Source organism: Nostoc sp. (assembly GCF_036917775.1).
GTDB lineage: Bacteria > Cyanobacteriota > Cyanobacteriia > Cyanobacteriales > Nostocaceae > Nostoc.
Window position 1 is genome coordinate 1 of record NZ_JBALEQ010000078.1, and the last position, 23,941, is coordinate 23,941.

Here is a 23,941-nt window from a genome sequence, read left to right on the forward strand (position 1 = left end):
GCCACATGAATTTCATGGCGAATGGAATTACACTATCTCACCAACCCTCAATATTCTCTAAAACTTGTAAAAGTTGTTTCTTGACAGGCTCTTAGTGGGTTAATTGCCCCACTAGGGGGAATACTTTCTGACCGCTTTGGCGCTCGACTAATCAGCCCAATTGGACTGGGGTTAATGATAGGTGGCTGTTTGGGCATTAGCACCTTTGATGCTCAGATTACTGAGCTAGGCTATGTTTCACGCTATTTTATTTATGGTATTGGACTGGGTTTATTCCAATCGCCCAACAACAGCACTGTTATGGGAGCAGTACCAAGGGAGCGGCTAGGAATTGCTTCTGGGCTACTATCTTTGTCACGGACATCAGGGAACACAGTAGGAGTTTCTTTGATCGGGGCAGTCTTTGGAGCATTAATCGCTAGTATGTCTGCGGGTGCAGATGTTTCTGTTGCCCCTCCTGATGCGATCGTTGCGGGATTCCAAGGAACTTTTCGTTTTGCAGCCCTAATACTTTGTGGAGCAGCAGTCGCATCCGTTTTGAGGATCGGGAAGAGGTAGGGGGGCAGGGAGCAGGGGGGAAATAACTAATCTCAATTAGCAATTACCAATTACCAATCACTAAGGAATTAAATAAATGACAGGTAAATTAAAAGAACAAGTAGCAATTATCACTGGTGCTTCAGCAGGAATTGGAGAAGCAACTGCGATCGCATTGGCTTCAGTTGGAGCAACAGTAGTACTGGCTGCTAGGCGTGGCGATCGCATTCAGGCATTAGCAGAACGGATTGAAGCTAGTGGTGGTAAGGCATTGCCCATTGTTACTGATGTGACTGATGAAAACCAGGTAAATAACTTGGTGGCAAAGGCCAATGCAGAATTGGGAAGGGTCGATATCCTGGTGAATAATGCAGGGATTGCCTTACTCGGAACCATTGAAGCTGGAAATAGCTCAGACTGGCGGCGCTCGTTCGACATCAACGTACTAGGACTGCTATATGCTACCCACGCTGTTTTACCTCTGTTGAAGGCGCAAAAATCGGGGCACATAGTCAATATCTCCTCAGTGGCAGGTCGGACAGCACGGGCAGGTGTCGGTGTTTATAATGCTACCAAATGGGGTGTTAATGCCCTCTCAGAAGCTTTACGCCAAGAAGTTCACAAGGACAACATCCGCGTCACCATTATTGAACCTGGTTTGGTGGATACGGAAATTGAGAACCAAATTACCGATCCAGTTGCCAAACAACGTATTGAGGAACGGCGCAAGGCAATTACACCTCTGCATAGCGAAGATGTTGCTGCTGCGATCGTTTATGCCGTCACGCAACCGTCGCGCGTTAATGTCAACGAAATTCTTATCCGGCCAACGGGACAAGAACATTAAAGTTCAATACGCTTGGGTTAAGAGACGCGATAAATCGCCGTCTCTACAAATATTGCATTAAAGCTCTGTTACACCATGTCATAGATGCCACAAAGGTTGCTCCTTATTTGGTGGATTAGCATCACCAAGATACTGCTGGCTATAGTTAGACTTACGGAAAAGGAGGCGATACTATGATTAATTTATCTTAAGTATATAGTAAAATTACTGAATATTTGCAGAGAAGGAAATAATCTACATTATGTCACTCAGTCGTAGCGACCTGGAAGCCGGAAACGCCCAGACGAGACTGTTAGAAGCATCACATTCTGGAATCAAGTTAACTACCCTGAGCGAAGATGAGTTACAGCGATCGCTCCATGAAATACTACAACACCAACTACCAAATTCTGATATCTGGATATTTGCTTACGGTTCCCTGATTTGGAATCCCCTAATCACATACGTCGAGCGCCGTGCTGGGATAATTTATGGTTGGCATCGGTGTTTCTGTACATGGATGATTCTCGGTCGCGGTACTCCAGAGAATCCCGGATTACTCTTAGGACTCGATCGCGGCGGTAGTTGTCGTGGTATTGTTTATCGAATTGCTGCTGCTGATGTAGCATCCGAATTATTGCTAATTTGGCGACGGGAAATGTTAGCTGGTGTCTACGTTGCCCGTTGGGTAAGAGTATTTGATAGTACGCAAGAATTTAAAGCGATCGCCTTTATTGTTAATCGCCAGCATCCCAGGTACGCTCATAAAATCCCATTAACAACTACTGTTAATAGCATTGCCACCGCATCTGGAAAATTGGGTTCCTGCGCTGATTATCTCATGAAAACTGTTGATGGATTAATCGCAGAAGGTATTAAAGATAGAAAATTGCTCTTGTTACGCAAACAAGTGCTGGCAAAACAACAAGCGCTTTTAGTTAATGGCGGCTCTACAGAAACTACTAATTATGAATAACTGTTATGAATCTCAAATTAAATAAAATAATTGAGTTTGGAACAGATTTTAAATTGTGAAAAATAATTATCCCCAAACGCTAATTTCAACTATTTTTAAACCATATTATTGACATAAATTATCTAAATTTAGCTCAGAACTTACAGCCGCATTGAGAACTGTTAGAAGTACTGATACCACGCACAAAAATATCTACACAGGTTTCAATATAGTCCTCACAGCTATAGCTGCCTTGGTTGAATTTTGCACTGCGACATAGCATTCCAGCTAACAGCATTCCTGTAAACATATCAACTGCTGGAAATGGATCGAGGTCTACTCTGACAGTGCCTAGTTTCTGACCCGATTGCAGATAAGCGATCAGCTTTTCTCCTAAAGGCTTGGCGGCTTCTTGAATCACTTGTTTAGCTGCTTCAGGATGACGTTTAGCTTCTCCAATAAATGTACGAATTAAGTCCTCCTGTGCTTCTAGCATAGTATTATAAAGATGGGCATATTGTGTTAAATCAATTTTTAGATCCTGTGTCCACGCTTCGGGATATGCAAGTGCTTCGGTCTGGAGTGCCAAGGCATTTTTGATGACTGCTCCCAGAAGTTGTTCTTTGCTAGCAAAGTGACGAAATAAAGTCACTTCATTCACACCAGCAACACGAGCTATTTCACGGGTAGTCGCTCCTTGAACACCTAAACTGGCAAATACTTGCGAGGCGGCTTCTATCAAACGTATACGGGTGAGAGTTGATGAACGGATGCTTTTATTCATTTATACTGGCAAGTACTTATTTTCATCGTAAGTTATGTCTCCAAAGTTGTTGAAAATTAAAGAAAAATAATCTTGATATCGACTTAAATTTATCTCGGTGTGGTAGCTAATGTTTTACTCATTTTCGTAACTGGGACAACTATCCCCTTTCTTAAATAATGAGGTGCTTTTTGGAGCGCAGTAAATCCCAGTCTTAAATAGAATCCTTCAGCATAAAGACTAGCAGTTGTAATTACCTTATCTATACTTTGAGCGGTTGCTTCGTCACAAAAATGTTGAACTAAAGCACGTCCAATCCCTTTACCTTGATATTTAGGATGGACATACAACCCGATAAGTTCATCAACAATGAAGCTAGTAAAACCTATAACAACATCTCCTTTCATTGCAACTTTGCAAGTTTCCACTTTCATGCTCTTCAAGATATTTGAACCATCCGGTTTGTCGCGGTAATTACGCCAAGCTAAAAGTTCTTTTTCGGTGTAGAAAGTTGCAGGCAGAGCTTTGATAGCAGCAATATGAATTGCACTCAGCACCCACGCATCTGTTTCTTGAGCAGGTCGAAGATATATTTCGTTAGCGCTCATAGGTTCATGACTGACATCCAGATTAAATGTCTGTTTGACTTTTTGGCATGGTTATAGACATTTTAGTTGCGTAGGCGTAGCCCTTCTCCTGTCGGAGACGCTGCGCGTAGCTTGCTTCCACGAAGTGGTACGACTGCGCTCAGGAACCACCCGTCGTAGACATCGCAACAGATCAAGTAGCCAAATCTTTAATTGCTTTACTGATATTAGCAGTTTCCAATTGAGTCACAACTCGCTGGACAATTTGTTGTCTAATTTCCTGTGTGACTCGCATCCGTAGTCCGTCGTAGACATCGCTTCCCAGAATCGCCAGCCCAAAATCAATACCTGCTGTCACACCTCTACCAGCTGATATATAAGCTCTGATAATTGTATCAGTGAAAATCATAATAAGCTCTAATTACCACTAAATCTATCGGCAAACCGTATATTATGAATAAAGCAATAAAATAACCAACTTCAAAAGACATATTTTGAAGTAATCAAGCAATATCTTTTGATATTTAGCTAATTTTGCGGTGCTTATTTGAATAACTTCTCAAAGCTTGCTGATTCGACTATTTACCAAGCTGGAAGCCATTAGAAAGTCAAAAGGAGTCAATGTGATCAACGCCATACAGATTAACGAAAACTTAACGACAACAGGACAAGTTATACCAAAACAGCTTGAGCAAGCTATCCAAGAAGGTTTTAAGTCCGTTCTGAATTTGCGATCGCCTGATGAGCTAGGATTTTCCAAGGATGAGCAAAAAGTAGCTGAAGCATTGGGGCTGCATTATAAGAATGTTCCACTCAAGGTAGATTTAAAAAACTTGAATGAAGAGGCCATTACCAAAATCCTCACAACACTCGAAGAAATTCCTAAACCAGCAGTTGTGCATTGTGCAGCCGGGATGCGCTCGACTGGAATTGCACTCTTAAGTATTGCTATCCAGGAAGGATTAACACCAGAAGAAACCTTAGCAAAAGCTAAGAATCTGGGTTTTGGATTCTTTGAACACGCTGGCGTGAGTCCCCGACTGAAGCAATTATTTGTGGACTACGTTAACAAACACGCCAAATTAGCTGTGCCTACTTGCTGAAACAGATGTACTAAATAATAGGATATTGATAATTTACTATCAGTTCAGGTACGGTTTTTCACCAAGATGGTAGTGGGGTCGTACTTTTACTCAGGTACAATTAGCGCAACTCAGCAGTGGATTATCACTAAGCGCAACTAATTTTTTTGTTGTCTAATCTGTAATATCAAATCCGAATTCGGTTCAATTAACGCATAGATCGCTCATCTAAGTAATTTACCCTAGGATATATCACTTTTGTCAGTAGCCCTCAACCTTTCAGTCTGAGGGCATAATTTTGACTTATCCAAGAGACACCTATCAACTTTGTATTAGACTAGAATCTGCCCTGTGCCAAGCTTTATGCTTCATCTGTGTACAGAAACGTATGATAAAAATCTTTTTTCTTATTTATCCTTGATCATCAGTAACTTATTTCGATTTTCAAGATATAAATACGTAATTATTGTAAGATTTTTATACTAAATACAAGCAGTAAAAAAATGCCATTCCAAGTAGTGACACTCAACTAAACAAACACTATAGTGATTAGATTAATCAACTGTATTGTGTCAGTAAGTTAGACAAAAAGTGCTTTCTAGCCTGTCAAAAGGTTGGTCAAAGTGAAAATTTGTGTTTCTCAATTGCGACATAAACTATACCAAAAGTGTCAACTTTCGGCCGATTTTTTGTGCGTAAAAACAGCAAGCCTCTGAAAAATCAATTTAGGTAAATAGAAGTTATGGCAAATATCAAAGGTACTAATGCTGATGATGTCATTAGGATAGACAAAACTACCAATAATAACCTTTCTGGAGGAGATGGTAATGACACCCTATATAGTGGTGAAGGAAATAATAGCCTATACGGTGATTTCGGTAACGATATTCTTGATATTTCCTTTTCTTCTGGGAAAAACCTTTTAGACGGTGGCTTGGGAAAAGATCAACTTTATGCTTCCCATACCACTGGCAACAACACTCTTAAAGGAGGATCTGGAGGTGATTATTTTAATATAAATAATTCTTCTGGGAAAAATTTTTTAGACGGTGGCTCTGAGAATGATTCATTTTCTGCTTATAACACCACTGGCAATAATACCTTTAATGGAGGAGAAGGAAATGATTATCTATACATTTCTCATTCTTCTGGAAATAACCTTTTAAACGGTGGTTCTGAGAACGATCAACTTTATGCTTCTAACACCACTGGCAAGAACACCCTTAAGGGCGGAACTGGGGATGATGTGTTGGATATTTCTTCCTCTTCTGGAAATAACCTTTTAGATGGTGGATTCGGGAACGATCAATTTTATGCTTACAGTGTTAGTGGTAATAACACCCTTAAAGGAGGGAGTGACAACGACTCCTTCCATTTGAGCGCCCCCTCTGTTACTCCCTCTGTTTTAGTTACTCAAACGGTAGATGGAGGTACAGGCGACGATTATTTGTCTATCGATTATGGAAGTTTTACTACTGAGGGAATCACCTCAACTTTCAATACAATCACTAACCAAGGTTCAATTACGGCTGGGACATATCTAGTTAGCTACCAGAATATTCAACAATTAGATATTTTTGGTACAGCTAACACTGACACTATTGTAGGCAGTAATGGTAACGATTTCCTTTTCGGAAATGATGGCAACGATCTCCTGAATGGAGGGAGAGGCAATGATTGTCTGTGTGGGGGAGAAGGCACTGATACATTTGCCTTCAATAATTACAATGAAGGTGTTGATAGTCTTTATGACTTCGACCCGATTGCTGAAGTTATTCAGGTTTCGGCTGCTGGTTTCGGCGGATCTTTAGCAAAAGGCGTACTCTCAACTGGTCAGTTTACCATCGGTTCAGCCGCGACAACGGACGCTCAACGATTTATCTACGATAACGGTACAGGTGCGGTGTTCTTTGACCAAGATGGTAGCGGTGGCACGTTTACTCAGGTACAATTCGCGCAACTCAGCGATGGATTGTCACTAAGTGCAACTAATTTTGTTGTTGTCTAATTGTACCAAGTCAAAGCGATCGCCCCATAATACCTTGTGGTTAAAAGTTTTTGTTTGAAGGGTGTGAGGGTGCGATCGCCTTTTTTGCATTTAATAAACATTTGTTATAAAAGTTTCTCGATAATTCCTGAGATGGTAAATCTTTCAAACCTGCCACGCAGATCGTTGTGACGGTAAAACTTCCCTGTGCGACTTATCCCGCCTCAATGACTCCAGAAGAAATCTATGAAGCAGTATTAGACTCAGAAAAAATAACTTAACACCACCCTCTCCTCATAAATTGTTAATACCCCTGCTCCTAGATATAACGAAGGTGATACACTACATCAATGCTAGGGGTGCCTACATAACCAGGCTGAGATCACACCCTTAACACCTGAGTCTGGGTAATACCAGCGGAGGGAAGCTGTTTATTGAGGAATCATAATATGCGGACAGAATGGGTTGCTAAACGACGTGGGCAGAGTAATGTATCTCAAATGTACTACGCCCGCCAAGGTGTTATCACCGAAGAAATGCACTACGTCGCCCAACGCGAAAATCTCCCTGCCGATCTCATTCGTGATGAAGTGGCGCGGGGGCGAATGATTATCCCTGCTAATATTAATCACACTAATCTAGAGCCGATGGCTATTGGTATCGCCTCTAAATGTAAGGTTAATGCTAATATCGGCGCTTCCCCCAACTCTTCTAATCTTCAAGAAGAAGTTGATAAGCTGAATCTGGCGGTGAAGTACGGTGCTGATACCGTGATGGATTTGTCTACAGGCGGCGGTAATTTGGATGAAATTCGTACCGCAATCATTAAAGCTTCACCTGTTCCTATTGGTACGGTGCCGGTTTACCAAGCTTTAGAAAGTGTCCACGGCACAATCGAGAATCTGACTGCTGATGATTTTCTTCATATCATCGAAAAGCACGCCCAGCAGGGGGTAGATTATCAAACTATCCACGCAGGGATTTTGATTGAGCATTTGCCCTTAGTGAGAAACCGCATCACTGGTATTGTCTCTCGCGGCGGCGGTATTTTGGCGCGGTGGATGCTACATCACCACAAGCAAAACCCACTTTATACCCATTTTCAAGACATTATTGAGATTTTCAAAAGGTACGATGTCTCCTTCAGTTTAGGAGATTCTCTACGTCCCGGCTGTACTCATGATGCTTCAGATGAAGCACAATTAGCTGAATTGAAAACGCTAGGACAGCTAACTCGCAAAGCCTGGGAAGATGATGTCCAGGTAATGGTGGAAGGGCCAGGACACGTGCCAATGGATCAAATTGAGTTCAACGTCCGTAAGCAGATGGAAGAGTGTTCTGAAGCACCTTTCTATGTTTTGGGCCCGTTGGTGACAGACATTGCTCCTGGTTATGACCATATTACTTCAGCCATTGGAGCAGCAATGGCTGGATGGTATGGTACTGCAATGCTGTGCTATGTAACACCAAAGGAACATTTGGGTTTACCAAATGCCGAAGATGTGCGGAATGGGTTGATTGCCTACAAAATAGCGGCTCATGCAGCTGATATTGCTAGACATCGCCCTGGTGCAAGGGATAGAGATGATGAACTTTCTAAGGCGCGTTACAATTTCGATTGGAACCGTCAGTTTGAATTATCACTCGATCCAGAAAGAGCTAAGGAATATCACGATGAAACTTTACCAGCAGATATCTATAAAACTGCTGAGTTTTGTTCGATGTGTGGGCCTAAGTTCTGCCCAATGCAAACTAAGGTTGATGCTGATGCGCTGACAGAATTAGAGAAGTTCTTGGCGAAAGAGCCTGTGACTCAAAGCTAATTGATATGGGGAATGGGTAAGAGGACTTGGGGACAAGGAGAATTGGGGACAAGGGGAAAGACTTGTTTCAAGTTCTCACCTCTTGTCCCCTTGTCTCCTCTGCCTCCCCTACTCCCTCATCCCCACACTCCCTAACTCAAACGTGTTGGTCTAAAATCCGATTTCAATGGTAAAGCTGCGAATCTTTCCTGTATCCGTGGTAGCTTTATCTGCAACTTCCAGAGTCCAGGTTCCTTGGGGACTTTTACCTTTAAAGGCAGCAAGTTTTGGGGTGTTTACCTCGTCATAGGTTGTTTTGATATTATCTGTAGCTCCGCCCTGGCGATCGTGCAGAACTATGGGAAGTATGCCTATTTGCACTGGGGGAAGGAGAGTAACTACCAGATCCCCAATATAAGTATGCTCGATGTCTACATTAACCTTGATGGATTTCATCAGGCTGGTATTAGCGATCGCCAACGACAATGTTGATGTTTGCAAATCGTTAATTGGGATATCTTGCACTGCCTGGAATCTGCTAATGGGCGATGTTTGCGCCGGCTTGGCCAATTCTACAGCTTTGAGAGCATTCATTCGACCATAACCGTAGAAAGGGCTACGACCATTGGCATCATATTTACCTCCAGCTTGATCGATGCGATCGCAAGAGCGTTTGATAATATCTCGTACTTCGTCCCAACGCAGATTTGGATTTCTGGCAATAATTAATGCTGCTACACCAGCCGCACCAGGACAAGCACTAGAAGTTCCGCCGAATTCGTTTGTGTAGTTACCTCCGGCATCACCCAGATTTACATTACCGGAATTATAACCAAGTACACCAACGCGATCGGTTGTCCAAATTCCAGGGGTTTGAGAACTATCACCATTGTTACTGGGAAAGGCACACCAGACAGCCTGGCCAAAGTCACTGTAAGCGCTTCTTGTGCCAAAGTCGTTACAAGCTGCGATCGCAATTACCTTTTGGTAGCTGGCGTAGCCGTCGTTATCCACACTTTCGTTACCATTGCCAGCTGCAAATAAAATTACACATCCCTTGCCGTTACGTCCTTTATTGATTGCAAAGTCCATAGCCAATCTTGTGGAGTCAGGCAAAGGTACTTTTTGCTTGTGTAGAGGATCGTTTGGCTCAAACCAAGTCCCATCTGCTGGGCCCCAACTACAAGAAATCACATCAGCACCATTTTGAGCCGCCCAAATAAAAGCATCTGCTTCATCCTGTGAACCCAACGACGAAGCTAAACGAATCGGCATCAGTTTTGCGCCTGGTGCTACACCAGATGCCCCAAATTTCCCGTTGCCACAAGCTACTCCTGCACAAGCTGTCCCGTGGTTATTGTCGTTTCCGGGTCTGGGATTGTCATTTTTACGTGTGACATCACGTGGGGCAACAATCTTTCCAGAGGAACGGAATTCTTCATGATCGAGATCCACTCCGTCGTCGATAATTGCAATAATTGCTCCTGTGCCATCGCTCAACTTCCAAGCTGCCTCAACGTTGGCATGGGCGTTAATTACCTTACCGTTAATTGTTGTTTGCTTTAAGTGCCACTGCTGCGGGAAAACCTGACGTTGGCGTGATTCACGCACTAGTTCAGGATGGCAGAGTTCAACTGATTCCTCATTCAGAAGTCTCTCGGCGATGTCAAAGATCGCTATACCAGTATTTGCAGGTGCATTGACAAAATAAGCATTTCGCGCATATTCAAGTTGGCGTTTAATTGTTAGGCTGTAACGTCGCAATACCTCTTGGCAAACCCTTGATTCTTCTTCATTATCGAATTTAACGAAGAGGTTTTCGGTGTAAATTATCGGTTGACTGGAGGCTGGATCGATCAAGACACGTCCGGCAAATTGGACTTCAGACTCTTGGTTGAGAATTTCACGGGCGCGATCGCGCAAAGCAACACCCTGAGTCGGAACTTTCGCGCGCAAAATTTCCACACCCGCTTGCCGAAACCGCGTTGTTAACTCGAATTGATTGAGGATGCTACGAGCTGTGGGTGACACAGGTGCGACTTCAAACGGTCTTGCACCAATTAGAGTACTGCGGCTTTCGGTACGCACTACAACGTGTTCTTCACTGATAGCAAGTTCATACTGTTGACCGTTCTGTCCACCATAGCGAACCTGAACCATAGCTTAATCTCCTGGGATATTTGTCTTGAAAATTGGGCGTTGGGAAATCGTATTATGCACTACTTTTAAAGCTTGCTATATGCAGCGTGCGTTTATGCTTAGTTTATGGATGGTTTTTATTTCATGTGTTATATGTGTATTACGATATTAAAAAGATCCATCTGCAACAGAATTTAATCTCTCTAAAGTTCATACAAGCCTTCGATTCGTCTTTCCCGAAAAGAAGAATTCAAAGTCAGGCTGTTTTACGAATCTTCACTAAGACTAGGGATACATAGCTTGTATCCCGATAAAAGATTTGTATTCTGTACCATTGAAAACGCTATAACATCATTAGAACTTGAGAAAGATGTTTTATTTTCCGGCTGAGTATTTTCTACAGGTGTACTCTTTACCCCTGATTGCTGAAGTGAAATTTCAAAACGACTATTTTTCTGAATATCCTGAACAAATTCGGGTTGGCAGCAATAGCACTGCTATATCTTACACTCGTAAGTCTGGGTACTATGCAATACATTATAATAATCAACCCAAGACGGTAGCACCAGGAGCAATTTTACAACTTAACGATGGTGCGATGTCTACGATGGGCTACGCCTACGCAGTTTTTCCAGGCGAACCCAATCAATCAGAGCAGGGTAAACTGAGTCCAGTTTATACAATAGAACCCAATGGTTCCCTAGCAGTACCAACTGGACTGGTTTTCATCCGCTTTGCTGAAGGCGTTGATGTAAAGTCCCAGCACGAGGCAATTAATCGAGCGGGTTACGAAGTAGTAGAAAACCTTGACTATGCACCTCACGCCGCTTGGTTGCGTGCCCAATCAGGTAATATTGTTGATGCGATCGCAAAGATTCCTCAGCTAGAAGCGATACCTAAAGTTGAGAATATTGAACCTCAGATGCTTATGGAAAGAGGTTTGAGACTAGGACGTTAGTAATTCGTAATTCGTAATTCGTAATTCGTAGTTATTTGATGAGCCTATAAAAAAGATGTTTAACAACAGTAATAACTCCCAAGCTAGTATTCTCTATAGACATGGCGACGTTTTAATTAGACATATTGCTAGCTTACCTGTGGGCGCTCAGAAGCGTGTAGGTGCTACTTTGGCTCATGGTGAAATTACAGGACATAGCCATCGCATTCAGCAATCTGATGCTGTTCAGTTGTGGGTACATGGTAGTGACCTTTTTCTTGAGGTTAAAGAACCAAGTGCCACTTTAGTTCATGAAGAACATCGGGCGATTGAATTACCACAGGGGCTTTACCGCGTTTGGAGACAACGCGAATATCGCCCTGATGCCTATGTGGAGGTAATGGACTAATGCTTAAGATCATGTCTAATGGACGTGTGCCGAATAAACCAGTTTTGCAGCGCCCAAACCAAAGCCACGAGCCTGTATCGGCTGAATATGCTCGAAAACTCATCCTTGAACATCGCGCCTGGGATGGGATGCGCGTTTTAGGTCATCTGGATTTAAGCGGTGCGTTGGATCTTTACAATCTACCTGAAAATCTCACCTGTGAAAGTCTTGATATCAGCGACTGTGTAAACCTCACAACCCTTCCCACAGGACTCCACGTTACTTATTGGATCGAGTTGGCAGGAAGTGGGATTACTAGTGTATCTGCGGGACATGGTTTTGTTTGGCGCTGGCGAGGCGTGCAGGTGACAGATAAGATTGCCTTTGAATCTCAGTCTCTAACGGGGCAGGATATCCTCAATATAGAGAACGTTGAGTTGCGCCGCGTGCTGATTGAGCGTCTGGGATACGAGACATTTTTGCAGCAAGTGGGAGGATTGATCCGCGATCGCGATCGTGACGCTGGTGGAGAACGTCAACTAGTCTACATCCCTTTTGAGGATGACGAGCCACTCATGGTCTTAAAAGTCACCTGTCCATCCACAGGACATATTCATATCTTGCGGGTTCCTCCTGATATGCGGAGTTGCCATCAAGCAGCCGCTTGGATTGCGGGCTTTAATAACCCAGATGATTATAATCCTGCGATCGAGGCTTAATATCAATTTTGGATTTTGCAAAAAGTTGTTTGTAGAGATGTGTACCTATTCTCTTGACCAATCTTCGGTTTGCAATTCTCTGATTTGCCCAAAATCTGATTGATTACAGGTAACAAGAGTAGCATGATTAATCAAGGAGATTGCAGCTATTTTTAGATCCATATTCCCCAGACGAGGATAGGCTTTTCGTAAGCGTTGATGTTCCTGGGCTGCTGTCCGGTTGAAAGGGACAATCGCAATAGAGCGGTAGTCTGTTGCAAGTTGTTGTAGCCCTTGATAAGCTAAAATTCGTTCATCTAAGGTTTTTGCTCTAGATAGGAAGTCGAGCCGACCTCGGACTTGCTCTTCATAGGTAATCACTGTGACAGCAAGTTCAACCTCTTCAATAGCTGCCAGCCTTGTCAGAATCCGTTTCCCCTCCTGTCCGTTACGCTGGATAAGGCTGAGATGGTCGGTATCAAGAATATACATTGTAAAATGTCTACAATCTCAATTAGCAGATTTTCGCCATTCTTGTCCTAGGCGAACAGCTTCGTCAAAAGTGGGATCATCTTCAAATGTACCTACAATTTTCAACCACCAGGGTTCTTTTTTCTTAAGGGACTCTGATAGCGTTTGCTTCATCTGTGCCAGTTCTCTCTCCAATATTAAGATTCGTGCTTCGAGTTGTTGAGAACGTTGTTCAAGTTGCTGAGGAGTCATGGAAGCTTCTGGTTGATAAAGGGGCTAGAGGTATTATATAAGGACGGTTAACTCTACCTGGTCTTTTGGACTTCTTGGAATTTTACTCTGAGTCAACAGTGGTTTTTCAAACTAGTTTTGATGCTTTGTAGTAAGGACTTTAGTGCTTGCAAATAAAGACTAAAGTCCTTATTAGGAGCTTGTCTACCCACTAATTTTAACTTGACACAGGAGTAGTGGGTTGGACAAATCGCTTAATTTCACCACACGCAATATAAGACTTTCCATCAGGTGCTGTTTTGACTTCATCAACGACATAAAGCATTCCTTCCTCACGAACCGATCGCGGAAAACGCATATTCCAATCTGGTTCATAGCCGTCGGAAACCACTCTAGCGCGTAGTTTGCTGCCATCTTTGACACACTGAACAAGAATGCCGTCTTTGACAACATTAGTTGTGGGAAGATCGGCAGCACTGGCAGGCCCTTTAGAGGCTTTGCCTGTATAAGCTATATTCGATTGTCTAGGGGCAACAAAGATATCTGCTTCACCAGGTTGAGCAAAACGAGTGATATTGCCACGTACACGATAGAAAGTGCCATCGCTTGAGAGTTCCAGTCCTTCAACAACATACCTTGCTCCCTCTGCCCGAATACTCCGGGGAAACTGGACATTCTTGGCTGAATCGTAGCCTTCAGATATGACTTTGACCCGTAGTTTACCCCCTTCACGGACGCAATAAAGTTCAACACCTGAGCCAACTTCATTGACAACTGGCATTGCATAGACTTCATCACCAGCAGTAATACCGCGCCCCACCAGATCGTTGCGATTACGATTCATTGTCTGGTAAGATTGATCTCGCAATTCTTTACGTCCGGCATTACCTAGAGCTTTTTGGGCGATTCGACTTGCGAAATACTCAAGTTGATCGATCTCTTCAGCAATTTCAAAATTCTCGTTTAACCCTTTATCCCGCAAATCTTTCACCAGGGTACGCAGGGTTTCTTCCGCTTCCTGGTGTCTGCCATGTTCAGCTAAATCGAGGGCAGTCTCTTTAGCCTTAGCGATGGTGAGGCGGCTCAGTTCAAGAGTGATATGGCTTGTAGAGGCAAAAGCTGCTTCCTCAACAGTGCCAACTTTGGCGATAATATCTGCTGTGCCTGAAACGTTTTGAATGAGGTCATTTTGGACAATATCGGCGCTGTAATGCAGTTTCATCACAGGTAACTCACCAACTTGAGCGCTTGATATCACCAAACTTAAACCGAGAAGTTTGTCTTCACCCTCGTAAAGCTCTCCCAAGCTGATAACAGCCTGACCAGCATCATTCTGGCTAACTTTTGCAAGACTTAAGGTATCAACAAGACTGACACCTTCAGCCAACTCAAGTTTCACTGTGAGGTTTTGTCCTACTACTGCTCTGAGACTGTCTAGCTCAATACTAAACACTTCACTTGCTTCATCAATGCTTTGAATGAAGTAGAAGTTTCCCCTGGCTGCCCTTGCCATACCAATTAGCAGGTCTTCATTAAAACCCTGAGCAAAACCTAATGTAGTTGTGGTGATACCTTCCTCAGCTTTTTGCCCTGATGTCGCCGTTAATACCTTGGGGTCTTGAATGCCCATATTGGCGTGACCATCGGTAAGCAAGAGAACACGGTTGATTTTTTGCGGATCAAGTCGCGTTTTGACGTGTTCACAGCCTTTGAGCCATCCCCCCGATAAGTTAGTAATACCACCTGCTCTCACTTTGCGGATAGAATCTTTCAGTGTGGCTTTGTTAGTTACAGCTTGAGGTGAGACAACGCTATCTACTTCATCGTCGTAAACAACTACTGAGAGAATGTCATCTAGCTCAAGTTGATCGACCACAGACTCAGCAGCTTTGAGTGCATGATGTAAGGGAGCGCCTGCCATAGAGCCGGAACGGTCAATTACAAGAGAAAGGTTAAGGTTCCGTCGGGGAGATTCAGCGATATCAGGACGAAAACGTAGCAGAATATTAGTCTTTAATGAAGATCCGGCGGGGAGAATAGACTGGTCAAATTCGTAACTTGTCTTAATCATTTTTTATATCCCTCAATATTGTCTGTGATGAGCTACAAGCTTTATGATGCAAGGATAAAATGTGCTTTTTTTAGTTTACCCAGAAATCAGTTTATTCAGTGTATAAATGAAGTTTAATGTAAGATTTTATAGCTGTCACATCTCACCATCGTTAGTCAAGTTCGTCGTAGATATCGCTTTTTCGGGAAAAGTTTGCAATCTTACTGACTTTTGCCTAGTACTGAAAGGCGATCGCACTGGTCACAATTGCGAGAAACTGAAAGCAGATATATTAGGAGAGGAGAACCTAATGAGCTGGACTAAAGTTCTTGCAGTCGAAGCACTTTCCCCAGGTACGCGAGAAGTGGTGAAAGTTGGCAACCGTAAAATTCTGCTTTTGAATCACGAAAATCAGCTTTATGCTGTAGATAACACCTGCCCTCACTTAAAATTACCTCTGAAAAGTGGCAAAATAAAAGATGGAGCAATTGTTTGTTCTTTCCATCACAGTGCTTTTGACCTGCGGACTGGTGAAGTACAAGACTGGTGTTCTTGGCCACCTGGTGTAGGCAAGGTACTCTCATTGGTTTCACAACCAAAAGCGTTGCCGGTGTTTCCTCTTCGTGTGGAAGAAGGTAGTATCTGGGTTGATGTACAAGAGGAATAGCACCCTCTCTCGATTTAATACCATTGGACAAACATCAGAAGTTGCCAGTAGGCTACAAAATGTTACCTAAACTTTTTGCAGCACTTTGTCTATTCATTTTTGAGTGATAATAGAAATATCAGAAACGGAGGATTGGCAAAAAACAACCTCCGTTTCTATGGCCTTTTCAATGCCTCAATTGAATCTCAAGAATTCTATTGACCGCTACACTTCATCAAATAGTTGTATCTTGTCATGGGTTAGAAATACCCTTAGACGAATTTCCATTTATTACTTACATACACGAACGCAATTTACGTATTTACACTGCTTAGAGTTGCGTTATACACTTGTGCCAATTGGGAACTATATGATCGAATATCAATTCAATTATTTGAATTATTTTTTATTTGTAATACGCACAAAAGGCCCTTGCTAATGATTAGTATAATTACACCAGTTTATAACGGTGAGAAATTTATAGAATCTTGCCTTCAAGTTGTCATTGACCAAAATTGTTTAGAAGTGGAGCATATCATTGTTGATGGAGGTTCAAGTGACAAGACAGTAGACATTCTTAAAGATAAAGCCAATCAATATTCTCACATACGTTGGATTAGTGAAAAGGACAAAGGACAATCTGACGCTATGAACAAAGGAATTGCTATGGCGCAAGGAGAGATTATTGGTGTTTTAAATGTTGATGATTTTTATGAAATAAATGTTCTTAACCGCATCTGTGAAATTTTTCCCACTTTATCAGAGCCTAGCTTGATTATTGGTAACTGTAATATTTGCACTCTGGAAGGTAAACTAATTTTTATTAATAAAGCTAAACCGTTACGGACGATTGATTTACTATTAGAAAGGCGAATTAATGACGATGGAATTATCGATTCTTCTTTTCCATTAAATCCATCTGCTTACTTTTACCATAAATCATTGCATCAGCAAATCGGACTATACAAAGTAGAAGAACATTACGCAATGGATGTAGATTTCCTCTTGAGAGCGGTTTGTTCATCTCATGTTAAGTATTTCAATGAGACTTGGGGTAACTTTAGATATTATCCAGGAACTAAAACATTTGATGATTCTGCAACAGGAAGTAGTTTAGCGCGAATTGAAAAATTATTTAATGATTATATTAAAACCCTATCTTTGATGGAACGATGGCAGATTTGGTTAGCTAGGAATATAAATTTTACCTTCTTAAAAATCTTCTATTTTTCCAAGCATCCAGAACGATTGTCTGAATCTATTAAGCAGCGATTAACTAAACAGGACTTACGCAAAAAATAGCCCAAAGCTTGATTTTTTCTTTAAGGTTGTTTGAAAAGTGTTTTGCTGTGACTTTAGGCACTTTGAGATCCTCCCTAGCCTTAAAAAAGGTGGAACCAGAATCAAAGTCCCCCTTTCTAAGGCTACGGTGTACACACAAGTCGGAAATAGTAGTCTGTCTAGGAATAATTGACGAGTACATTATTTGTAGAGACGGCGATTTATCGCGTCTCTACATGAGGGCTTTCTGGCTTATCCCAAGCGTATTTGGATAAAACTGGTGACTTGTATGTACACGGTAGCTTTAGCTTTCTAAGGGGAGTCACTGCGTTAGGCAGGCAATGCCCAACTTGTTCGCGCAGCGTCTCCCCTTGGGAGAAGCATCTGGCATGGATTTAGGAGGATCTAGAACTTTTTATACTTGTTGTAGCGAACCCTCCCCTTAAAAAGAGGAGGGTTTAGTCGTGCGGTTTTGTTGGGTATCACCTACAATACGCTCATTCATATATTTTAGAATCCTGATGCAGAATTGACGTTAAGCCATAGTATAATCACTTCCAAATAGTTTTTGTATAAAAGTTACTTTCTATATTACAGTGTAATTGTTGTTCTTACAGAGTTTGATCCACAGTTACAGAGACTTTTGCCTTAACTTGACACACCTGTATTCTAAAGTGAAGTATGGTGGTAAGTAACGATCATTATATTTACAATCTTTTAATAAGGTTTTGCTTTCTGATTTCATGTTCAGCTTGATTCAACAATTTATTACTGATTGAAAATTAGCTTAGTGACTGATATGGATGCTCAAAAAATCAAAATTTTGTTAGTTGATGATAAGCTAGAAAATTTGCATTTTTTATCAGACATCCTTCACAACCAATCTTATCAGGTACAAAGTGCCCTTTCTGGAGAATTGGCAATCAATAGGGCACTGGCTTTTCATCCTGATTTGATTTTACTAAACTTTCTCATTTCCAAAATAAATGGTTATGAGGTTTATCAAAATTTAAAATCTCATCAGAAAACTCAAGAGATTCCGATAATTTTTTTTGGTGTTTTAGAGGAATTATCAGCAGAAGTAAATATTTGTGATTTAGGGGATGTTGACTATATTACTCAACCATTTCAAGCTAAAGAAGTTTTATTACGCATACAAAATCAACTAACTCTCCAAAAGCTGAAAAAACAGTTAAAAGAACAAAATGCCCAACTGCAAGAGGAGATTAAAGAACGTCAACGGATTGCTGTTGAGTTAAGTGTTCGGAACCAACAGATAGAAGAAATTTTCACAGAAATTCCTGCTAGCCTTAGCAAAGCCTTTTGTAGAGAAGTTTACCAAAACGAACGCCTTTTAGTCGAAGCTGCTCTCAAGAAAAGTGAAAGTCAATATCGCCACTTAGTGGAGACATCCCAGGATATGATCTGGTCGGTAGATATTGATGGACTAATTACTTTTGTTAATCCGGCAGTCAAGCAGATTTATGGTTATGAACCCCAGGAGATGATCGGGCGTACCTTGACTGATTTTATCTCGCCTCAGCAAGTTGCTAAAGATAAAGTAGCCTTTGAGCGTGTTTTCCAGGGAAAGCCGATATTTCAACATGAAACTACCTGTGTAGCTAAAGATGGTACTTTACTTTATTTAATGTTTAATGCGATCGCATTACGCAACGAAGAGGGTTTAGTCAGAGGGATGACAGGCACTGCTAGTAATATTACACAGCGCCGAGGTGTAGAAAAATTACTCCAAGAAAGTGCGATTAAGCTCCGCAATCATAACTTAGTGCTAACCCAACTCGCACAAAATCAAATCCTTTATCAGGGTGACTTGAAAGCAGCCTTGGGTAAAATTACAGAAACAGCTGTCAAAAATATTGGAATGGAACGAGCCAGTGTTTGGCTATATGACGAAACAGGCTTGAAAATCGAGTGTTTTGACCTATTTGAGGGCAGTCGTAATCAACATAGTGAAGGATTTTCTTTATCAGAGGCAGACTATCCAGCTTATTTTGCAGCTTTGCAACAAGATCAACCAATCGCCGCAGATGATGCCCATACCAATCCCAGAATTAGAGAATTTTCTCCATCTTACTCAAGATTAAATATTACCTCTATACTCTATACACCCATTAGGCAGGAAGGAAAAACCGTAGGGGTTTTATGTTTGGAGGCAGTGGGAGTTGCTCATCATTGGACGCTAGAAGATCAAAATTTCGCTCGCTCTCTGGGCAATTTAGTATCCTTGGTGCTGGAAGCAAAAGAACGTCAACGCGCCGAAGCTGCGCGGAGGGCTTCTGAAGAAAAGTTAGCATCAGCTTTTCGGTCATCTCCCGATCCCATTGCCTTAATTACTGTTCCTAACAAACGCTTTGTTGAAGTTAACGACAGTTTTTGCCGGTTTTTTGGTTATTCTCGTTCTCAGGTTATTGATCGCACCGATCAAGAATTGAATATTTGGGTGAATCCAGAAGAATATAATTTTCTCACCCAGATGCTGCAAAAAACTAAAGCTATTCGTAACTATGAGGTTGATGTCTGCACGTCCACAGGGGAAATCAGGACAACCTTGTTGAGTGCAGAAATGATCGAGATTGATGGGAAATGGTACGTACTAGGCACAGCGAAAGATATTACTGAACGCAAGCAGGCAGAAAATGAAAGTCGTTTATTACTGTTGACAACCCAAGCCATCACTCGCGCCAATGATGTTAATAGCTCTTTAGCACTGGTCTTGCGCTTAATTTGTCATACTATTGGCTGGGATTTTGGTGAAGCATGGATACCTAATGAAGATAGTGCTGTTTTAGAACACAGCCTGGGCTGGTATGGCGAACAAAGCAATTTGGAAGAATTTTGCCACCACAGTCAAATTGTGAAATTTCCTCTGGGAGTGGGACTACCAGGAAGAGTTTGGCAGAATCAGGAACCAGAATGGATAGAAGATGTTTCAGAAGTTACAGAGCCAATTTTTTTGCGATCGCAACAAGCAGCAAAGGTAGGATTAAAAGCTGGTTTTGGTGTTCCCATACTGGCTGGAAACGAAGTATTAGCTGTTTTAGTGTTTTTTAAACGTAGTTCAGTAGTGGTAGATAGACGTTTGCTTTTGCTAGTAAATGCTGTTGCTGCTCAGTTAGGTGGGTTGATTGAGCGCAAAACCCTAGAACAAGAATTAGCACTTAGAGAAGCTCGTCTCAATGCCTTTTTTACGGGGGCTCCCGTGGGTATGAATATTGTAGATAACCAACTGCGGTTTGTGCAAATCAACCAAGTGCTAGCGGAAATTAATGGAATATCCCAGGAAGCTCATATTGGTAAGACTATTTATGAAGCCTTACCCAAAATGGCCAGTGTCGTAGAACCATTTTATCAACAGGTTCTGTTGACAGGTGAACCCATACTCAATCAACAATTAAGCGCCGCATCAATTAAACAACCAGATATTATCCGCCACTTCTTAGTTTCTTATTTTCCGATTCCTGGTGAGGACGATCACCTTTCTGGTGTGGGCGCGGTTTTAGTAGAAATTAGCGAACTGCAAGCAGCACTACGCGAACGGCAAGCCGCGCTACGCGAACGCAAACAAGTCGAACAAGAACTACGTTTAGCTAACGAGCGCCTTCAATATCTGCTTACTTCTAGCCCTGTGGTGATTTATAGCAGCAAAAAAACATTAGGCAATTTTAGCACTACCTTTATTAGTAAGAACGTTAAGGCAATGGTTGGTTACGAAGCGCAGGAATTTGTCGAAAATCCTAATTTCTGGCTGCATCATGTCCACCCAGAAGATATTGAACTGATTTCAGAAAAATTTTCCCAGCTGGTTGAGCAAGAGTACACTTCCTATCAATATCGGTGGTTACACGCTGACGGAACTTATCACTGGTTTTACGAAAAGATGAGGTTAATTCGTGACGAAGCTGGTAAACCTATAGAATGTGTCGGTTATTGGGCAGACATCAACGATGCTAAACTCGCAGAATTAGCTTTACAAACAGGTCGGCAGCGATATCAACTGCTAGCAGAAACCTCCCCAGCTTGTATATTCCACACTGATGTGGATGGTAATGTCTTATATTTTAATCAACGCTGGAGTGAAATTAGTGGATGCAGTTTAGAAGAGTCTCTGGGAACAGGTTGGACAAAAGCCGTACATCCAGACGATCGCGAGCAATTATTGTTGACATGGAATAAAGCGAGAGTTACTAAAACAGCGTATAACTACGAACATCGTTTTTTACGTGATGATAGTACAGTTGTCTGGGTAATTTGTCAGGCTTTGCCAGAATTTCGAGATGATGGAGAAATTAAGGGTTATATCGGTACGATTACAGATATTACCGAGAGAAAATTGGCAGAAGAAGCCCTGCGTGAGAGTGCAGAACGGGAAAGAGCGATCGCCCAAGTGATTCAAAGGATGCGCCAAACATTGGATTTAGAGACTATATTTGCGGCTACCACTCAAGAATTACGACAAGTACTCAATTGCGATCGGGTTGTTGTCTATCGTTTCAATCCCCAATGGAGTGGCGAATTTGTCTCTGAGTCTGTAGGTAATGATTGGATTTCTCTGATAGAAGAACATAACAACGATCCTCATCTCACAGAAGGTGTCTTACAACAAGGACGTTGCATAGCAAAAATTTTGGATAGCACGGATAATCAAGCCGAAGATGCTGATATGCAAGCAATTCAAGATGGCATTTACACACAAGGCGCAACTTTTCGCTGCGTCCCAGACATTTACAATGCTGAGTTTCATCCCTCTTACATCAGCCTTTTAGAACGCTTTCAGGCAAAAGCTTACATTATTGTCCCCATTTTATATGGTGATCAGATTTGGGGACTACTAGCGAGTTATCAAAATTCCGATTCCCGTCAATGGAAACCAGGAGAAATCAACATCGTAGTTCAAATTGGCAATCAGTTAGGTGTGGCTTTACAGCAGGCACAATTACTGGCGCAGACTCAAAGGCAGTCACAAGCATTGCAAGAAGCTGTGATCACAGCTGATGCTGCCAACCGCGCCAAAAGCGAATTCCTCGCCAACATGAGCCACGAACTGCGTACTCCACTCAACGCCATCCTCGGTTTTACCCAAATCATGAGCCACGATCATGCTTTATCTACTGAACATCAGCAAAATCTAGCAATCATCAATCGTGCTGGCGAACATCTTCTCAACTTAATCAACGACATTCTAGAAATGTCTAAAATTGAAGCCGGTAGAATAACATTAAATCTCAACAGTTTTGACTTAATTCGCCTCTTAGAAAACCTGGAAGAGATGTTGCGTTTCCGTGCCACTTCCAAAGGCTTAGAATTAAGTTTTGAATATACATCTTACCTTCCGCAATATATCCAAGCTGATGAAAGTAAACTGCGTCAAGTATTGCTTAACCTCTTGGGAAATGCAATTAAATTTACTGATACAGGAAGAGTAATATTACGCGTGGCGATGGAGGATATGGGGGATAAAATTTTACCTCAACCTCCTCATCTCTTCTTCGAGGTTACAGATACTGGTCGCGGTATTGCGCCACAGGAAATTAACTTGCTGTTTGAAGCTTTTGGACAAACTGAAACCGGTAGAAAATCGCAACAGGGAACAGGACTAGGTTTAGCAATTAGCCGCAAATATGTGGAACTAATGGGAGGAAACATTAGCGTCACCAGCATTATTGGTGAGGGAAGTACATTTGCCTTTGATATTCAAATTGATCTAGCCGCAGCCAGCGAAATCCAGATTCAACAAATTAGACGACAAGTTCTGAGTTTAGCACCCGCTCAAAACGAATACCGCATCTTGGTGGTTGATGACTCCACAGACAGCCGTTTAGTGCTAGTAAAAATTCTGACATCTATCGGTTTTGCAGTCCAAGAAGCGGCAAATGGCACGGAAGCGATCGCACTTTGGCAACAATGGCAACCACACCTAATTTTTATGGATATGCGGATGCCAATTATGGACGGCTACGAAGCCACAAAAATTATTAAAGCTAGAGAAGAAACTTCAGTCCCAAATCGCAAGACGATTATTATTGCCTTAACTGCTAACGCCTTTGAGGAACAACGAGAGGCAACAATAAAAGCTGGTTGTGATGATTATATTAACAAGCCTTTCCGTGAAGAAGAATTATTAGAAAAATTGAGCGAATATTTAGAAGTTAAATATATTTATCAAGAAGATAACTATCAGATAAAGAATACAAAACAACAAATAACAGAATCAATCTTTAAGCTTACAGATTTAGTTCCTTTATTGTCTGAAATGTCGCCTGAATGGGTGAAACAGCTTTATACTGCCGCAGCCCAATGTAGTGATGACTTAATTTTAGAATTGATTGAACAAATTCCTTCAGAAAATGCTATATTGAGCAATTTTATCCAGAATTTAGCTCATAATTTCCAGTTTGAGAAAATTATGGAATTGACGAGTATTGCAAGAGTATTATCCAGTTAATAAGAAGCTTAGGCATCCGGCTAGAACAGGGAAAACGCAATACTACTCGGTTAAGGATTTTGAACTCAGAATTGGGTTTGGGGAAAAGGTTAAAGGTT

At 41.9% G+C, this 23,941-nt stretch carries 19 protein-coding genes and 1 riboswitch; of the genes, 12 read left to right on the top strand and 7 right to left on the bottom strand.

Going from position 1 to position 23,941, the window contains the following annotated elements:
• Positions 1-102: 102 nt before the first annotated feature.
• From V7K69_RS14535 to V7K69_RS14545, 3 genes are all read left to right on the top strand, one after another.
• The gene (locus V7K69_RS14535) at positions 103-558 is read left to right on the top strand and encodes an MFS transporter (RefSeq protein ID WP_335035544.1); all 456 of its coding nucleotides are present in this window, start codon (positions 103-105) and stop codon (positions 556-558) included.
• Between the two features lie 76 nt (positions 559-634).
• Positions 635-1,384 (top strand): SDR family NAD(P)-dependent oxidoreductase, encoded by a 750-nt coding sequence (locus tag V7K69_RS14540; RefSeq protein ID WP_335035456.1) that lies wholly within the window; start codon positions 635-637, stop codon positions 1,382-1,384.
• Between the two features lie 241 nt (positions 1,385-1,625).
• Positions 1,626-2,339, top strand: coding sequence for a gamma-glutamylcyclotransferase (locus V7K69_RS14545; protein WP_335035458.1), 714 nt, complete (start codon positions 1,626-1,628; stop codon positions 2,337-2,339).
• A 133-nt stretch (positions 2,340-2,472) separates the two neighbouring features.
• On the opposite strand, the gene V7K69_RS14550 is transcribed toward V7K69_RS14545, so the two are convergent.
• From V7K69_RS14550 to V7K69_RS14560, 3 genes are all read right to left on the bottom strand, one after another.
• Positions 2,473-3,102, bottom strand: a complete 630-nt coding sequence (locus V7K69_RS14550; protein ID WP_335035460.1) for a TetR/AcrR family transcriptional regulator — start codon at positions 3,100-3,102, stop codon at positions 2,473-2,475.
• Positions 3,103-3,191: 89 nt separating this feature from the next.
• A complete protein-coding gene (locus V7K69_RS14555) occupies positions 3,192-3,689 on the bottom strand; it encodes a GNAT family N-acetyltransferase (RefSeq protein ID WP_335035462.1) in 498 nt (165 codons plus the stop codon).
• Between the two features lie 172 nt (positions 3,690-3,861).
• On the bottom strand, positions 3,862-4,077 hold the full coding sequence (locus V7K69_RS14560; RefSeq protein ID WP_335035464.1) for a hypothetical protein: 216 nt from the start codon (positions 4,075-4,077) through the stop codon (positions 3,862-3,864).
• Between the two features lie 214 nt (positions 4,078-4,291).
• On the opposite strand from V7K69_RS14560, the gene V7K69_RS14565 reads away from it, so the two are divergent.
• From V7K69_RS14565 to thiC, 3 genes are all read left to right on the top strand, one after another.
• The gene (locus V7K69_RS14565) at positions 4,292-4,771 is read left to right on the top strand and encodes a beta-lactamase hydrolase domain-containing protein (protein ID WP_335035466.1); all 480 of its coding nucleotides are present in this window, start codon (positions 4,292-4,294) and stop codon (positions 4,769-4,771) included.
• A 721-nt stretch (positions 4,772-5,492) separates the two neighbouring features.
• Positions 5,493-6,758: a calcium-binding protein gene (locus V7K69_RS14570; RefSeq protein ID WP_335035468.1), complete on the top strand. Its 1,266-nt coding sequence runs from the start codon at positions 5,493-5,495 to the stop codon at positions 6,756-6,758.
• Positions 6,759-7,082: 324 nt separating this feature from the next.
• Positions 7,083-7,179, top strand: a riboswitch (TPP riboswitch).
• A gap of 7 nt (positions 7,180-7,186) precedes the next feature.
• Positions 7,187-8,560, top strand: a complete 1,374-nt coding sequence (gene thiC / locus V7K69_RS14575; protein ID WP_335035470.1) for a phosphomethylpyrimidine synthase — start codon at positions 7,187-7,189, stop codon at positions 8,558-8,560.
• 150 nt (positions 8,561-8,710) lie between these two features.
• Here the strand turns inward: thiC and V7K69_RS14580 are convergent, their stop codons facing one another.
• Positions 8,711-10,699 carry a S8 family serine peptidase gene (locus V7K69_RS14580; protein WP_335035473.1) on the bottom strand — a complete coding sequence of 663 codons (1,989 nt, stop codon included), beginning with the start codon at positions 10,697-10,699 and terminating at the stop codon, positions 8,711-8,713.
• 349 nt (positions 10,700-11,048) lie between these two features.
• Here V7K69_RS14580 and V7K69_RS14585 point away from each other — a divergent pair, with 349 nt between their 5' ends.
• The 3 genes from V7K69_RS14585 to V7K69_RS14595 are packed head-to-tail and all read left to right on the top strand — an operon-like array spanning position 11,049 to position 12,722.
• Positions 11,049-11,636 carry a hypothetical protein gene (locus V7K69_RS14585; protein WP_335035475.1) on the top strand — a complete coding sequence of 196 codons (588 nt, stop codon included), beginning with the start codon at positions 11,049-11,051 and terminating at the stop codon, positions 11,634-11,636.
• Between the two features lie 55 nt (positions 11,637-11,691).
• A complete protein-coding gene (locus V7K69_RS14590) occupies positions 11,692-12,024 on the top strand; it encodes a hypothetical protein (protein ID WP_335035477.1) in 333 nt (110 codons plus the stop codon).
• Positions 12,024-12,722 carry a DUF6745 domain-containing protein gene (locus tag V7K69_RS14595; RefSeq protein ID WP_335035479.1) on the top strand — a complete coding sequence of 233 codons (699 nt, stop codon included), beginning with the start codon at positions 12,024-12,026 and terminating at the stop codon, positions 12,720-12,722. The genes V7K69_RS14590 and V7K69_RS14595 overlap by 1 nt, the downstream gene beginning before the upstream one ends.
• 45 nt (positions 12,723-12,767) lie before the next feature.
• On the opposite strand, the gene V7K69_RS14600 is transcribed toward V7K69_RS14595, so the two are convergent.
• The 3 genes from V7K69_RS14600 to V7K69_RS14610 form a co-directional block, all read right to left on the bottom strand.
• Complete coding sequence (locus V7K69_RS14600) at positions 12,768-13,193, bottom strand: type II toxin-antitoxin system VapC family toxin (protein WP_335035481.1); 426 nt, start codon at positions 13,191-13,193, stop codon at positions 12,768-12,770.
• Positions 13,194-13,211: 18 nt separating this feature from the next.
• Entirely contained in the window at positions 13,212-13,424 is a 213-nt protein-coding gene (locus tag V7K69_RS14605; RefSeq protein WP_335035483.1) for a hypothetical protein, read from the bottom strand.
• A 196-nt stretch (positions 13,425-13,620) separates the two neighbouring features.
• Complete coding sequence (locus V7K69_RS14610; protein WP_335035485.1) at positions 13,621-15,474, bottom strand: vWA domain-containing protein; 1,854 nt, start codon at positions 15,472-15,474, stop codon at positions 13,621-13,623.
• A 289-nt stretch (positions 15,475-15,763) separates the two neighbouring features.
• On the opposite strand from V7K69_RS14610, the gene V7K69_RS14615 reads away from it, so the two are divergent.
• The 3 genes from V7K69_RS14615 to V7K69_RS14625 all read left to right on the top strand — a co-directional run bounded on the left by V7K69_RS14615 (position 15,764) and on the right by V7K69_RS14625 (position 23,843).
• Positions 15,764-16,120 (top strand): Rieske (2Fe-2S) protein, encoded by a 357-nt coding sequence (locus V7K69_RS14615; RefSeq protein WP_163928064.1) that lies wholly within the window; start codon positions 15,764-15,766, stop codon positions 16,118-16,120.
• Between the two features lie 417 nt (positions 16,121-16,537).
• Positions 16,538-17,401: a glycosyltransferase family 2 protein gene (locus V7K69_RS14620; RefSeq protein WP_335035487.1), complete on the top strand. Its 864-nt coding sequence runs from the start codon at positions 16,538-16,540 to the stop codon at positions 17,399-17,401.
• Between the two features lie 778 nt (positions 17,402-18,179).
• Positions 18,180-23,843, top strand: coding sequence for a PAS domain S-box protein (locus tag V7K69_RS14625; protein ID WP_335035546.1), 5,664 nt, complete (start codon positions 18,180-18,182; stop codon positions 23,841-23,843).
• Positions 23,844-23,941: the final 98 nt, after the last annotated feature.

Bases quoted from the DNA above. Each gene is read 5' to 3' on its own strand.
- V7K69_RS14540 (WP_335035456.1), top strand. From the start codon at position 635: ATGACAGGTAAATTAAAAGAACAAGTAGCAATTATCACTGGTGCTTCA.
- V7K69_RS14545 (WP_335035458.1), top strand. From the start codon at position 1,626: ATGTCACTCAGTCGTAGCGACCTGGAAGCCGGAAACGCCCAGACGAGA.
- V7K69_RS14550 (WP_335035460.1), bottom strand. From the start codon at position 3,102: ATGAATAAAAGCATCCGTTCATCAACTCTCACCCGTATACGTTTGATA.
- V7K69_RS14555 (WP_335035462.1), bottom strand. From the start codon at position 3,689: ATGAGCGCTAACGAAATATATCTTCGACCTGCTCAAGAAACAGATGCG.
- V7K69_RS14560 (WP_335035464.1), bottom strand. From the start codon at position 4,077: ATGATTTTCACTGATACAATTATCAGAGCTTATATATCAGCTGGTAGA.
- V7K69_RS14570 (WP_335035468.1), top strand. From the start codon at position 5,493: ATGGCAAATATCAAAGGTACTAATGCTGATGATGTCATTAGGATAGAC.
- thiC (WP_335035470.1), top strand. From the start codon at position 7,187: ATGCGGACAGAATGGGTTGCTAAACGACGTGGGCAGAGTAATGTATCT.
- V7K69_RS14580 (WP_335035473.1), bottom strand. From the start codon at position 10,699: ATGGTTCAGGTTCGCTATGGTGGACAGAACGGTCAACAGTATGAACTT.
- V7K69_RS14585 (WP_335035475.1), top strand. From the start codon at position 11,049: ATGTTTTATTTTCCGGCTGAGTATTTTCTACAGGTGTACTCTTTACCC.
- V7K69_RS14590 (WP_335035477.1), top strand. From the start codon at position 11,692: ATGTTTAACAACAGTAATAACTCCCAAGCTAGTATTCTCTATAGACAT.
- V7K69_RS14595 (WP_335035479.1), top strand. From the start codon at position 12,024: ATGCTTAAGATCATGTCTAATGGACGTGTGCCGAATAAACCAGTTTTG.
- V7K69_RS14600 (WP_335035481.1), bottom strand. From the start codon at position 13,193: ATGTATATTCTTGATACCGACCATCTCAGCCTTATCCAGCGTAACGGA.
- V7K69_RS14605 (WP_335035483.1), bottom strand. From the start codon at position 13,424: ATGACTCCTCAGCAACTTGAACAACGTTCTCAACAACTCGAAGCACGA.
- V7K69_RS14610 (WP_335035485.1), bottom strand. From the start codon at position 15,474: ATGATTAAGACAAGTTACGAATTTGACCAGTCTATTCTCCCCGCCGGA.
- V7K69_RS14615 (WP_163928064.1), top strand. From the start codon at position 15,764: ATGAGCTGGACTAAAGTTCTTGCAGTCGAAGCACTTTCCCCAGGTACG.
- V7K69_RS14620 (WP_335035487.1), top strand. From the start codon at position 16,538: ATGATTAGTATAATTACACCAGTTTATAACGGTGAGAAATTTATAGAA.
- V7K69_RS14625 (WP_335035546.1), top strand. From the start codon at position 18,180: ATGGATGCTCAAAAAATCAAAATTTTGTTAGTTGATGATAAGCTAGAA.